Here is a 13,369-nt window from a genome sequence, read left to right on the forward strand (position 1 = left end):
TTGTGCAAAAGATCACATGTATTATACCGGGAAATCCCGGAAGTCAATGGGTGCCCTTGAAAAGCACACCCGAAGCAGTAACCGAAGCGGTTTTGTCCCCCGGAAATTGGAAGACCGTTCCCACCCGTTTGTCCTGCCAGGCCTCATCGAGCTTGAACAGGGTTTCTGCCAACACCTGCCCCGGACCAAACGTGTCCAGACAGGCCTTGTAGAGGCGAAGCCTGCATGCCTTATGGAGTTTTTGCAGTCGGTCGTTTTCCAAACACTCTGTCGTGTCAGCGGTAGCAACATCCCAGTAATCAGTTTCAATCCGGCCAATTTTCCATAACCGAGCCACGGATTGCCAGAAATTCGGATTTTCCCTTTGAATAAGCGGAAGGATCTCATTCCTGACACGATTCCGTGTCATGTTCAGGTCGGTATTGGTGTGGTCTTCCCTCCAGACGATACCCAAATGCGTGACAAAGGCGATCAGGGTGGATTTGGGAATCATCAGCAAAGGACGAACAAGGGCGCGGTCAGGGTCGTAGCCGGCCATGCCTGACAGGCCGGGCCAACCCGTGCCGCGGATGAGGCGCATGAGCACGTCTTCGCTCAGATCGTCCAGTTGATGGCCCAGAGCGACGTAATCGGCACCATTCTCCATACAGACGTCCGCATACAAAGCGTATCTCGCATTCCGTCCAGCCTCTTCGATGCCAACGGCCTGCTTCTGCGCCAATCTGCTGACGTCCTGCGCCGCCACATGACATTCAACGCCGAGCGTATCGCATAGAGACTTGACCCAGATAGCGTCCTGAGTGGCTTCGGGCCGCAACCCGTGATTGAGATGCGTTGCCAGAACATGGAAACCGGCCCGTTGCGAAAGGTAATGCAGTACACACAACAGGGCGGTCGAATCCACGCCACCAGATAGACCAACCAAAATCCGTTTTCCGGACAGGTCGATCCCCAGTTCCTCTGTAATGAATTTTTCTACGTAAAGACAGAAATGCGCCCATTTAGGGAGCAGGTCCTGCAAGGATTGCGGAATGTTGCAGGGAGTGCTGTTCATATTACACGGAAATTTCCAGCTCCTCGATGAACTGGTCAAGATATTCGATCATATGCTTGCGTTGGGCGGCGGTGGCGTAAGTGACGCAGGAGCATCGAATCTTGTTCCTGCCGCGTACGAGCAATTCCAGCATAAGACGGTTGTCGTCCGGCGATTCAATGCCCTCAAGGGCCATGAAATAGGGACCACACTCATCCAGATGCGCCTGCTGTTCACTCTGAAGCAGCTCTGACGGCATGGGTAAATAATAAATACCATCCAGAGGGCCTTTGAGGCCAAGTTCGTCAAAAGCCGAGAGAATGGTTTTGTAGTCTTTGTCGACCAGATCCTCAATAAGATAACTACGCATTATTGTTCCTTTTTTGACGCATTGATGAGCTGCTCGACATCTTCGGGAGTACAGGCTGCCGACTTGCGATCCAGATGGGCTGTGTCCGGGATGGATTCTTCGTCCAGATTGAACATGCGCCGGGCCAAATCAATGAAACGTTCAGCCGAGCCTTCTTCCTGAGTCCGACGTTTCAAAAAACAGATAGGCTCATGCAAAGACTTACGGGCAACAGAAAGAACCAACGTTTCAAGTGAGTTGCGAGTAGACTCATCAACCATGCCGATTTTTTTCAAGGTTTTGTTCAATTCGCGCATGGCCACATCTTCCGCCTTGTCCACCAAATCCACAATGGTGGGCTGAAGGCTCAGGGAATTGAGCCAGTTCCCAAAGGTCTCCGTCTCCAATTCCACAACAGCGTGGGCCTTGGTGGCCTCTTCCTGCCGCTGGGCCATGTTGTCCTCGACCACCTCCTTGAGGTCATCGATATCGTAGAGATAGACGTTGTCGAGGGCATTGACGTCGGGATCGATATCGCGGGGCACCGCGATGTCGATAAAAAACATGGGCTTGTTCTTGCGTTTCTTGAGAACGGTTTTGACGTCCTTGGCCTTGATCACGGCCACCGGAGAACCGGTGGAACTGATGACGATATCAACTTCATGCAACCGATCGGACAAGTTTTCGATCTGGATGGGTTCGCCCCCCAGGGTGTCGGCCAATTCCTTGGCGCGGGACAGGGTCCGGTTGGCAATGATGATATCTTCAACACCATTTCTGAGCAGGTGTGTGGCAGCCAATTCAGCCATTTCACCGGCTCCGACGAGCATGGCCTTGGTGCCGTGCAGATCTCCGAATATCTTGCGGGCCAGTTCCACAGCGGCATAACTGATAGAGACTGCGCTGGAGGCAATGGCCGTTTCCGTGCGGATTCGTTTTGCCACGGAAAAAGACTTGTGAAGCAAGCGGCTTACTATCGTCTTGGCGGTTCCATGTTCAACTGCAGAGCGATAGGCATCCTTGAGCTGGCCCAGAATTTGAGGCTCGCCCATGACCATGGAATCCAAGCTGCTGGCAACAGTGAAAAGGTGCTTCACGGCCTGGATGTTGGTGTATTGGTAAATATTGTCCACCAAAAGTTCGGGGGCACCCTTGCAGACACTGGCCCAATATTCGATTATGGAATCCATGACTTCACGGTTGGGAGTACGTTTGGCCACGGCAACGATTTCAACCCTATTGCAGGTCGAAAGCGCCATACATTCAAGGACCGGACAGTGGGCCAGTAAGCCCTGTTCGAAATTATCCACATCGGTCAGGGCGAATTTTTCACGTATGTCCACACCGGCAGTACGGTGGTTGAGGCCTATGAGTATGATCTGTCTATTCATGGCATGGCCTTGAAGGTAATGCTGTGATGGATAAGTGAGACGCACATCCCGGCAAAAACCCAGATGGCCAGAATGGCGGGTTTGCGGCCGCGCCAACCGAGGACGATACGTTGATGGAAAAGAAATGCATAAAGAAACCAGACCGCCAGAGACCCGATCTTCATGATGTCCCAGGCAAATTGTTTATTGGGTGCAATAAGATACCAGAAAAATGTAGAGAAGAGTCCGAGCGTATACAGGGGAAAGCCAAGGGCAACGGCCCACCGGTTCACCGAATCAAATTTATCTAAAGACGGAATGCCGTGCCCCATGCTGGTCAAACCGGCCTTGGTCTTGAGTTTTCGATTATAATAAATAAAGGCCAGGCCTGCCCCGAACGCCATCATGAGTACGACCAGAGTCAGGACCAGCGAGCCGATATGCAGCCCGAAAAAGAGCAGAGTCAACTGCGGAGGCATTATCACCCGGATGCCGCCGATGGCCATGGAAGCCACGAACAGCAGCAAGGCGAAGGGCAGGGCGGTGATGGCCAGGAATTCAAGCCGCAACCGCCACCACAGAAAGAAGTACAGGGCCAAAACGCACCAGCCGAGGATGTTCAGATAGAACGTTCCTCCACTCAATGCGGCCGGGTCGCGGTTGATGATGAAAGCCAGGTCAACGGTGTTGAGAAAAAAGCCGAGGACGGCAAAATAGATGGCAATCCGTTTCAACCGACCATTGTCCGTGGATATACCAGTCAGGAACAACACCGTACCGAGAGCGTACAGTGCGAGAATGAATATATGGAGCGTATCAAACAAGCCCATCTAGCAACTCCGGGATATTGTCGTGCAATGGTTCGGGCAACGATTCTTTAAGTATTTCCATGGACACGTCAAGGTCGCGACTCTTTATTGACGCCAAAAGTTCGGAATTGGCCAGCCTCCTGAATACGGCGGTATTATCGCATGTCCCCAGGCCGAGTCCGAGCATGAGCGGACGGATGCGACCCATGACTGTGAGTAAATGGGCATATTCGTCACCGAAACTCTCCTGCAAATCCTTGCGGATACGCTTTGCCATGGCAGGACTCTGTCCGGCGGTGGAGATGGCAACGGTCAGGTCGCCGCGTTTGACCGTGGCCGGAACGATGAAGCTGCACTTCTCCGGCTGATCAACAATATTGCACAGAATTCCGCGCTCGGCGCAAAGGTTGCTGATACGCCAATTGACCTCTTCGGAAGAGGTGCAGGCAATGACCAGAAATACCCCGTCCAGGTCGATATCCAGAAATTCGCGGCATTGGAAGACCACATTGGGCTGCGCCAGGATGAAATTCATCTCAGGATCGGCCTCACGCGTGTCGATGATGGTCACATGATCCGCCCCGGAATCAAGCAGGGACTGGATCTTCCGCTTGCCGACCTCGCCTGCGCCGACCACGAGACACCGCTTGTTTTCCAAGTTCACAAAGATGGGATAATATCGCATGTGCCTTGATAACCAATGCCACGGAACATGTAAAATGGGAAATTGCCCGGTTCTTGCAATATTCACCGGTATTACGCTACTATTTTGACACGCGCACTTATCATGAAAAACTACCTTGTCATACAACTTGCCCGTTTCGGGGACCTCATCCAGACCAAGCGACTGCTGGCGACCCTTTCCGCCCGCCCGGACACACAGGTGCATCTATGTCTCGACGCTTCCCTGGAGCCTTTGGCACGCCTTGTTTATCCTGATGTGGTTCTGCACCCGATCATGGCCCATGGCTCAGGGATGAGCGGTCCTGAGTCCGCCATGAAAATACTGGTGGAAAACAGACAGGCATTCGCCTTGCTGGCGGCCCGGGACTTTGACACCGTGTACAACCTCAATTTCTCGGGGCTGAACTTTCGGCTCGCTGCCCTGTTCGACCCGGATCGAGTTAAGGGGTACGGCTGGAACAACGGCCAGGAGATGATCGGGAAATGGCCGGCCATGGCCATGCGCTGGTCGAATTACCGGCGGCTGGGCATGAATCTGGTGGATTTCTGGGGCGGCTATTGTTCGGACATGATCTCGCCGGAAAAAGTCAACCCCAAGGCTCGCCCCAAAGGCGACGGCATCGGGGTGGTGCTGGCCGGACGGGAATCCCGACGTTCTTTGCCTGCGCCGCTTCTGGCAAAAATAATCGGTACCACCGTCAACATGACCAAGGCGGACAGCATTACCCTGCTTGGCAGTGCGGCCGAAAGACCGGCGGGGCAGACCGTATTGAAGGAAATGCCTGCATCGCTGCAATCCCGAACCAAGAATCTGGCCGGTCAGACCAACTGGCAACAGCTTGTCAGTACCGTGGGTTCCCTGGACATGCTGCTGACGCCCGACACAGGCACCATGCATCTTGCCGCCCACCTGGGCACCCCGGTTACCGCTTTTTTCCTGTCTTCGGCCTGGTGCTTCGAAACCGGCCCCTATGGTGAGGGACACACCGTATTCCAGGCCAGGACAGACTGCCTGCCATGCCTTGAGGTCAGCCCCTGCAATGAGGGCGTCAAGTGCCTGAACGGATTCAGCGATCCGGCATTCATGCGTTTTCTGGCTACTGGAAAGAGTGAACATGCCCCTGCGGGAATCCTTGGATTCCACTCCTCCTTTGACGCATTAGGCCAGGTTTACACGCCTTTTGCCGGTGATGATGCGGACGCCGAGCAAAGAACTGCGCTCAGGAATTTCATCAGGCATCATCTCTGCGGAAGCGAACAAGGGTTTTCAGAGCTTGAACATTTTTTTGCCCAACAACTGTATAGGGACAAGGACTGGATGACCCCTGAAAAGCCCGGTGATATACATGGATAACAATATGAATACATTACGCATTCTTGTGGTGTTGCCGTTTTACGGCGGCTCACTTCCCATAGGGAGATACGTTGCTTCGGCCCTGAACGAAGACGGGCACTTGGCAGAAGTGTTCGAGGCCCCGGAATTCTACTCGGCCTATGACTCGCTCAACAACCTGAAGGTAACCACGGACCGCTTGGAATACTTGCGGAATTCCTATCTGAATGTCGTCAGCCAATCAATTCTGGCCAAGGTGGAAACCTTTGAGCCGGATCTGGTCCTGGCCATGGCTCAGGCCCCGCTCAACCACCAGGCTCTCAAACGGCTTCGCCGTGACGGGGTAGCCACGGCCATGTGGTTCGTGGAGGACTACAATCTCTTTACCTACTGGAAATCCTTTGCTCCCATGTATGATGTTTTTGCCGTCATCCAAAAAGGAAAAATATTCGAGGATCTTGCAACAATAGGCCAACCAAATGCCCTGTATCTGCCCTTGGCCGCCCAACCGGATTTTCACAAGCCAATGGACCTGACCCCGGTGGAAAAACGCAAGTTCGGTTCCGAGGTTTCCTTCATGGGAGCAGGGTACCCCAACCGCAGAGTGGCCTTCCGGGAACTGATCAATCATGATTTCAAGATATGGGGCAATGAATGGGATGGCGACCATGTGCTCCAACCTCTGGTTCAGCTCAAGGGAGCACGCGTAACCCCTGAAGAATGCGTAAAAATTTTCAACGCCACCAAAATCAACCTGAATCTGCATTCAAGCATTCAAACCGATGAATTGGTGACGTTGAGCGATTTCGTCAACCCGCGTACATTCGAACTGGCTGCCTGCGGAGCCTTCCAGTTGGTGGACAAGCGTACCCTCATGAAAGATGCGTTTACGGAAGAGGAATTGGCAACCTTTACTTCGATGGAGGAACTTGTCGATAAGATTGACTATTTTGCATCCAGACCCGAAGAGCGGGAACAGATTGCAAAAAAGAGCAGAGAGCGGGTCCTCAAGGAACATACATATGTCCATCGTATGCGCTCACTTATCGCTTTCACCAGGGAACGCATTGAATCCTGGCCCAGGAAAAGGACTGTCTCTCCTGTTTTTGCTACCAACTTTCCACCGGAACTTGAAAAGGATATCCGTAATCTCCTTGGAAAACTGAGCCTGCCCAACGATGTCTCCTTTGAAGACCTTGTCTGGGCAGTCAGACAACAACAGGGCACATTATCGGATTTGGATACGGCCATTCTCTTTTTGGATGAGTGGCAGAAACTCTACAAAAAAAAACACCTGATTCCTTAAAGCAACAGTTAAAGAAAAGGCCCACTTGAATTTTCAAATGGGTCTTTTCTTTGATAAATTTACCGTTGGCGTTTGAACTGTTTGATCCAGGACAAGAGTTTCAGTTCTTCTCCCTGTTCTTTGGGGTGATAGAATTTCCGACCAACCAGTTCGCTCGGCAGGTAGTCCTGATCAGCCCATGATTTGGGAAAATTGTGCGGATAAAGATAACCGCGTCCATATCCCCATTCACGCTGTAGGGAAGTGGTGGCATTACGCAGATGCAATGGCACCGGCATGGGACCGTTTTCCCGGACCTCTTTTTGTGCAGTCCTGTAAGCGGCATAGGTGGAATTGCTCTTCGGGGCCAGGGCAAGATAGACGGCCGTTTGCGCCATGGGGATAAAACCCTCAGGCATTCCTATGGCTTCCACAGCCTGATGGCAGGCCATGGCATGATTGAGAGCAGAGGAATCGCCCAAGCCGACATCTTCCGAAGCCGATATTATCAGCCTGCGTGTGACAAAACGGGGATCCTCACCGCTCTCAAGCAGGCAGGCCAGATAATACAAGGCCGCATCAGGGTCGCTGCCGCGAATGGATTTGATCAAAGCAGACACCAGTTCATAATGCGAATCCCCGTCGCGATCGCCGCGCACCAATATTTCCGGCAATGATTCACGCAGGCATTCAGGGCATCGCTTTTCTTTGGGCAATTCAGCGGAATATTCAAGCAGATTCAACAGGGTACGTGCGTCACCTCCAGCCATGGCCGCCAACATCTTGTGACTGTCCGCTTCCAGTTCAACTCCGAGCTCCCTGGCCCCACGCATGCTCACGTCTATCAATTCCTCACGACTGAGCTGCCGAAGACGAAGGACGTGCAAGCGAGAGAGCAACTGACGAGTCACACTGAAGGAAGGGTTCTCCGTGGTGGTGGCGAGCAGGGTGATTTCGCCGCTCTCCAGGATAGGCAGAAAAAAATCCTGCTGCGCCTTGCTGAATCGATGCAGCTCATCAAGAATGAGAATATCCTGACCGGGCAGCATCTTGCGCAAGGCGGTCAACCCGGCTTCAGGAGCGCTGACCCGAAGATACTTTTTGCCGGTCAACTGGGCCAGGAGCATGGCCAGGGTGGATTTGCCACAACCAGGCGGACCGAACAGCAGCAGGCTCGGCATGCGCCGAGACTGTGTAAAGGCCTCTATCCGGTTGCGAATATGACCCTGCCCTACGAAATCATCCAGCGTTGTTGGGCGAATTCTATCCGCAAGAGGTTGATTTTCTTCAATTTCAAGCTTCATTGTATATCCTGAATTCCATACATAGCAAGACTGAGACAATACAGTGCAGCGGTTTCCCATCGGAGTATGGAGCTACCGAGAGTCACCGGAATGAATCCGGCTTGAATCAATTTCTCGGCCTCGCTGGGATCAAAACCGCCTTCAGGGCCGATTACTACAAGAGTTGGGCCTTTGGAAAGCATTGGTGGAGCCAATGGCGTGATTGCCTCTTCAGCTTCCCAGGCCAAATAGCAGTGGTCGAATCGGTCAGCCATGGCAATCAGGGAATCAATGCCACCAGACACTGTTTCCAACACAGGAATAAACGGGTTGCCGCATTGCTTCGCCGCTTGAACGCATTTATCAGTCCACGTCTCCTTTATATCCTTTGGAACGTTTCCCTGACTCCTTAGGGCCTGCCACAGGATAACCCCAAGCCCCTTTAACTCAACTACTTTTTCAAAGAGAAATCCGCGTCTCTTGGACTTGCCCCAACCTATGGCCAGGGTGAGACCCGAAGTCGGAACAGGATGAGCCTTGAGTTCAAGGGCTTCAAGCCTGGCCTGGTTTTTCGATATTTCGACAACCGAGAAGAGTCCCTCGTGCCCCATGCCGTCAAACAGTCTGACTGTCTGATCCTTTTCGGTGCGGAGAACGGTACCCATATGGCGAGCCTCGGCCCCGCTCAGGGAGACGGTATCGCCTGCCTTGCAGGGCCATTCGTTCGGGGACAGGAAAAATGAGTTCAATCGCGACATAAGTTAACCTGAAAAAAAGGGCCGAAGGAGAACCTCCGGCCCTTTGGACTAGAGTTCGTTGATTATGAGATCGTCGTACGTCTCGCGTTTCCTGGCGACAGTGACCTTGTCTCCATCCACGAGCAACTCGCAGGCACGAGGTCGGCTGTTGTAATTGGAGGACATGGTGAAACCATAGGCTCCGGCGGAGTAGAGCACAAGACGCTCCGTCTGCTTCACCTCGGGCAACTCCCGGTCACGAGCCAGGAAATCCCCTGATTCGCATATGGGACCAACCACATCAAAAGTCTTGGGCGCCCGACCTTTCGGCTCCACTTCTTCAATGCGATGGAACGATCCGTAAAGGCTGGGGCGAATCAGGTCATTCATACCAGCGTCTACAATCAGGAAGTTCTTGCTGGGATTGGACTTGGTATACACCACCTTGGTGACCATGATACCAGCATTCCCGGCAATCACGCGACCAGGCTCCAGAATGACTTTGAGGGGCAGCCCTTTGAGTTTCTCGCTCAAGGCCTGTCCGAACTCGGTGGGATGCGGCGGTTCCTCGGCGTCATAAGGGATACCAAGGCCTCCACCGAGATCAAGGTATTTGATATTGATGCCGATTTTTATGAGTTCTTCATAAAAAGAGAGTAATATATCAAGAGCTTCCAGAAATGGCGAGATACTGGTCAGTTGGGAGCCTATGTGGCAATCCATGCCTATAGGTTCCACGTTGGGCATCTCGGCAGCCATCTTGTAAGCTTCCATCGAATGTTCGACATCCAGACCGAATTTGTTTTTCTGCATACCCGTCGAAATATAGGGATGGGTCTGCGGGTCCACGTTGGGATTGATGCGAAAGCCGACCTGGGCGATGGTTCCCATTTCCCCGGCAACGGCATTGATTCTTTCCAGTTCTGCCACGGATTCCACATTGAACATGAGAATGCTGGCTTCCAGGGCTTCACGTATTTCCGAATCGCGTTTGCCAACACCGGAGTAAACGATTCTGGAAGGATCCACACCTGCTCGCAGGGCGCGATAAAGTTCTCCTCCAGAGACGATATCCATGCCCGCCCCTTGTTCGGCAAGCAACTTGAGAACCGACAGATTGGAATTTGCTTTAACCGAAAAACAGGTCAGGTGATCCAGGTCCTTGAAGGCGGAATCAAAGGCTTGATAATGCCGTTTGAAGGTGGCTGCGGAATAAATATAGAGCGGGGTACCGTATGTTTCGGCCAATTGGGTGACGCTCAGTTCTTCAGCAAACAGTACGCCGTCGCGATGTTCAAAATGATGCATGGTGGGTCAATCTCCTAGAAAGTGATATATAGAGACGACTACGCTGTAATGAAAAGTATAATCCAATACTTTTATGATATGGAAATTGCATCGGACACAATTACGGCGCAGCCTCATAGACGTCGGTGTATTTGAGGGGCATGGTCGGCAACTCGCTTTTCCCCGACACACGGAATCGATATTCCGTGCCAGGTTCAAGCCCGCAGATGCTGAGTTTCAAGATATTGCCTTGCATAACGAATCCTTCTTGATCCCGTGTGAAATGTACGGCTTCACGCGGCACGAACGGACAACCGGCACACCCTTGGCCTTCGTCGCTGCCCACGGCCTCGTACAGTACACTGGCCCTCCAGAGACGGTGCACAGCGCCTTTGACCGCCACCTGCAACATCAGGCAATCATCTTGCCGGACGCCCTCAATCAGGTTGAGCGAAAAGGTATCTTCGCTCTTGTTTGCGGATGGCCACTCCTTGCGACCAAGAGCACAACCGGACACAACGGCCAAACCGAAAAAGAGCAGGGGGATGATGACTAAACGCTTGCACACGGGGCTATTCCTTGACCATGTCTTTCCATTGGTTAAGCAGCATTAGCGCCTGAATGGGCGTCATGCCGTCCACATCAAGCTCAGTTAGCTGGGTGACGATCGGATGCTCAGTCAACTCACCACTGATCACGATGGGAGGAGCGCCGAACCCTGGCAGAAGAGTTTGCGATGCCCGTTCAACTGATCCTTTGGATTGGTTATCCTGCGATTTTTCTTCGAGTTTCGCAAGGATTTCGCGAGCGCGGTCTACCACCGATTTGGGCACACCTGCCAGACGGGCCACCTCGATGCCGTAGCTGCGATCGGCCGGGCCGGGTACAAGTCGGCGTAAAAACACGATATCGCCTTTCCATTCCTTGACCGCGATATTGAGATTCCGCAATCCCTCGATCTTGCCTTCAAGAGACGTCAGCTCGTGATAATGGGTAGCGAAAAGGGTACGGATGCCGCCGCGAGCACGGGTGGATAATTCTTCGACTACGGCCCATGCCAGGGAAAGGCCGTCATAGGTGCTGGTGCCGCGTCCGATTTCATCCAATATCACCAGGCTGCGTTTGGTAGCCTGCCTGAGAATGCGTGCTGTTTCAGTCATTTCCACCATGAAGGTCGAATGCCCCTGGGCCAGGTTGTCCGAAGCTCCCACCCGCGAAAAAACACGATCGGCAAGCCCCAAGCGAGCGGATTTTGCCGGAACGAATGACCCGATCTGGGCCATGATGGTCAGAATGGCCACCTGCCTGAGTACCGTGGACTTACCGGCCATATTCGGGCCGGTGATGAGCAGGATGCGCCGGTCCGGGTCCATTCTCAGATCACCCGGTATGTAGTTGGACGCGCCCATGGCGGCTTCCACCACAGGGTGACGCCCCGATACGATTTCGATTTCCAGCCCGTCATGAAGGACAGGGCGGCTCCATTCATTCGTCCGGGCCGCCTCGGCCAGTCCCTGCCAATAGTCCAGGGCCGCCACGATGTCGGCCATGAACTGAAAACGACTGCGAGCCTGGGCAAGACGTTCACGCAACTGCTGAAACAATTTGTATTCCAGACTCTTGCGTTCCTCAGAGGCAGAAATAATCCGGTCTTCGAGTTCTTTGAGTTGAGGCGTGATATACCGCTCGCTGCTGACCAGGGTCTGGCGACGGATGAAATACTCGGGCACTTGCCCCTTGTACGCCTTGGAAACTTCGAAATAATAACCAAAGACCTTGTTGAAACCCAGTTTGAGCTTGGGAATATCGTTCTTGGACAACTCTTCTTTATAGAGCTCGTTGAGCTTGTCTTCTCCATGCTCGTTGAGTTCGATCAGCTCATCCAAGGTCGGATCAAACCCTTTTTTGAACAAACCGCCGTCAGTGATCACCGGGGGGGGATTTTCCACCAATGCAGAATCAAGAAGGGCGGAGAGATCTTCCATCCCATCCCATTTGTCGAATATTTTATTCAAGCTTGGAGCATTGTCCATAACTTGATCCTCCAGATGATTCTTGAGGATCGGTAGCGTGGACAGGCTTCGCTGAAGGGCGATGAAATCCTTTGGAGTGGCTCGGCCCAGAAAAATACGCGTGGAGAGCCGTTCGAGATCGTACACGGAATCCAGGCCGTGCCGGATGCCGCTGCGCAGCTGGTCCCGCTCAAAGAAGAAGCTCACGCAATCGAGCGTTGCTTCAATAGGCCCCAGTTGCCGCCAGGGCTGACGCAGGCGTGCTTCAAGCAGTCGACCACCCATGGGGGTCAAGGTTTTATCCATGACATGCCAGAGTGTGCCGATACCGGTCTTGCCATCAAGGCGTCTGAATATTTCAAGATTTCTTTCAGTTATCTCATCAAGCAACAGATGTTTGGTCAGATTCAAGGGTTTGAATTCGCCCAAATGCCCGAATTTCCCTTTCTGGGTATGATCCAAATAGGTCAAAAGACAGCCACAGGCCCGTACCAATTCGTTCCGGTTGGACAGCCCCAGACTGTCCAAGTCGGCAACTCCCTGCATTTCAAGGATTCTATTCCTGCCTGTGGCAAGATCGAAATATGTCCCCGGCACAACATAGGTTACCTGAGAGGACAGCTCTCCGAATTGCGGCGGTACCTTCTTGCCCTGGGGGAGAAGGAGTTCACTGGGATTGATTTTGACCATCCACTGCCACAGTTCGGATTCCCGGCGGCTATGCAGTCCCGACCACTGACCAGTGGAAAAATCGAGCCAGGCAATGCCGCCTGCGTCCTTGGCGGAATCCCAATAGAGGGACCCAAGATAATTGTTGCCTTTGGATTTCAGATTGGAATCTTCAACCACGGTTCCAGGCGTGAGCACCCGCGTCACGTCACGTTTAACCAACCCCTTGGCTTCCTTGGGGTTCTCAATCTGATCACAGATGGCGATCTTGTACCCTTTGTTGAGCAATTGGCTCAAGTATGGCTCCACTGAATGGTGGGGCATACCGCACATGGGAATAGGATTTTCATCGTTGGGGTTACGGCTGGTCAGGGTAATCTGCACGGCCCTGGCCACTATCTCGGCGTCTTCGAAGAAAAGCTCATAGAAATCGCCCATGCGAAAAAACAGCAGGCAATCGGGATGTTCCTCCTTGAAATGGAGGTACTGCTCAAGCATGGGAGTCAGTTTTCTTTGTA

12 protein-coding genes are annotated in these 13,369 nt (G+C 52.9%); 2 read left to right on the forward strand and 10 right to left on the reverse strand.

Going from position 1 to position 13,369, the window contains the following annotated elements; translation table 11 throughout:
• Positions 1–43: 43 nt before the first annotated feature.
• Genes tilS through DWB63_RS04225 form a run of 5 tightly spaced genes read right to left on the reverse strand, consistent with a single transcriptional unit; the run spans position 44 to position 4,246 of the window.
• A complete protein-coding gene (gene tilS, locus DWB63_RS04205) occupies positions 44–1,054 on the reverse strand; it encodes a tRNA lysidine(34) synthetase TilS (RefSeq protein ID WP_128327566.1) in 1,011 nt (336 codons plus the stop codon).
• 1 nt (position 1,055) lies between these two features.
• On the reverse strand, positions 1,056–1,403 hold the full coding sequence (locus DWB63_RS04210; RefSeq protein ID WP_128327567.1) for a hypothetical protein: 348 nt from the start codon (positions 1,401–1,403) through the stop codon (positions 1,056–1,058).
• Positions 1,403–2,773 (reverse strand): glutamyl-tRNA reductase, encoded by a 1,371-nt coding sequence (gene hemA / locus DWB63_RS04215; protein ID WP_128327568.1) that lies wholly within the window; start codon positions 2,771–2,773, stop codon positions 1,403–1,405. The genes DWB63_RS04210 and hemA overlap by 1 nt, the downstream gene beginning before the upstream one ends.
• Positions 2,770–3,582 carry a cytochrome c biogenesis protein CcsA gene (gene ccsA / locus DWB63_RS04220; RefSeq protein WP_128327569.1) on the reverse strand — a complete coding sequence of 271 codons (813 nt, stop codon included), beginning with the start codon at positions 3,580–3,582 and terminating at the stop codon, positions 2,770–2,772. The genes hemA and ccsA overlap by 4 nt, the downstream gene beginning before the upstream one ends.
• Entirely contained in the window at positions 3,569–4,246 is a 678-nt protein-coding gene (locus DWB63_RS04225) for a bifunctional precorrin-2 dehydrogenase/sirohydrochlorin ferrochelatase (RefSeq protein ID WP_128327570.1), read from the reverse strand. The genes ccsA and DWB63_RS04225 overlap by 14 nt, the downstream gene beginning before the upstream one ends.
• 102 nt (positions 4,247–4,348) lie before the next feature.
• Here DWB63_RS04225 and DWB63_RS04230 point away from each other — a divergent pair, with 102 nt between their 5' ends.
• Together DWB63_RS04230 and DWB63_RS04235 are read left to right on the forward strand one after the other, a co-directional pair.
• Entirely contained in the window at positions 4,349–5,599 is a 1,251-nt protein-coding gene (locus tag DWB63_RS04230; RefSeq protein ID WP_128327571.1) for a glycosyltransferase family 9 protein, read from the forward strand.
• A 4-nt stretch (positions 5,600–5,603) separates the two neighbouring features.
• The gene (locus DWB63_RS04235; RefSeq protein ID WP_128327572.1) at positions 5,604–6,884 is read left to right on the forward strand and encodes a glycosyltransferase; all 1,281 of its coding nucleotides are present in this window, start codon (positions 5,604–5,606) and stop codon (positions 6,882–6,884) included.
• A gap of 59 nt (positions 6,885–6,943) precedes the next feature.
• On the opposite strand, the gene DWB63_RS04240 is transcribed toward DWB63_RS04235, so the two are convergent.
• The 5 genes from DWB63_RS04240 to mutS all read right to left on the reverse strand — a co-directional run bounded on the left by DWB63_RS04240 (position 6,944) and on the right by mutS (position 13,349).
• Positions 6,944–8,167, reverse strand: coding sequence for a replication-associated recombination protein A (locus tag DWB63_RS04240; protein WP_128327573.1), 1,224 nt, complete (start codon positions 8,165–8,167; stop codon positions 6,944–6,946).
• Positions 8,164–8,904 carry an RsmE family RNA methyltransferase gene (locus DWB63_RS04245; protein ID WP_128327574.1) on the reverse strand — a complete coding sequence of 247 codons (741 nt, stop codon included), beginning with the start codon at positions 8,902–8,904 and terminating at the stop codon, positions 8,164–8,166. Before DWB63_RS04245 ends, DWB63_RS04240 begins: the two co-directional genes overlap by 4 nt.
• A gap of 48 nt (positions 8,905–8,952) precedes the next feature.
• Entirely contained in the window at positions 8,953–10,191 is a 1,239-nt protein-coding gene (gene lysA / locus DWB63_RS04250; protein ID WP_128327575.1) for a diaminopimelate decarboxylase, read from the reverse strand.
• A 100-nt stretch (positions 10,192–10,291) separates the two neighbouring features.
• Positions 10,292–10,738 (reverse strand): hypothetical protein, encoded by a 447-nt coding sequence (locus DWB63_RS04255; protein WP_128327576.1) that lies wholly within the window; start codon positions 10,736–10,738, stop codon positions 10,292–10,294.
• 4 nt (positions 10,739–10,742) lie between these two features.
• Entirely contained in the window at positions 10,743–13,349 is a 2,607-nt protein-coding gene (mutS, locus tag DWB63_RS04260; RefSeq protein ID WP_128327577.1) for a DNA mismatch repair protein MutS, read from the reverse strand.
• Positions 13,350–13,369 lie beyond the last annotated feature (20 nt).

Origin of the sequence: Pseudodesulfovibrio sp. S3, from assembly GCF_004025585.1 — a bacterium.
In the GTDB taxonomy this organism is placed as follows: Bacteria; Desulfobacterota; Desulfovibrionia; order Desulfovibrionales; family Desulfovibrionaceae; genus Pseudodesulfovibrio.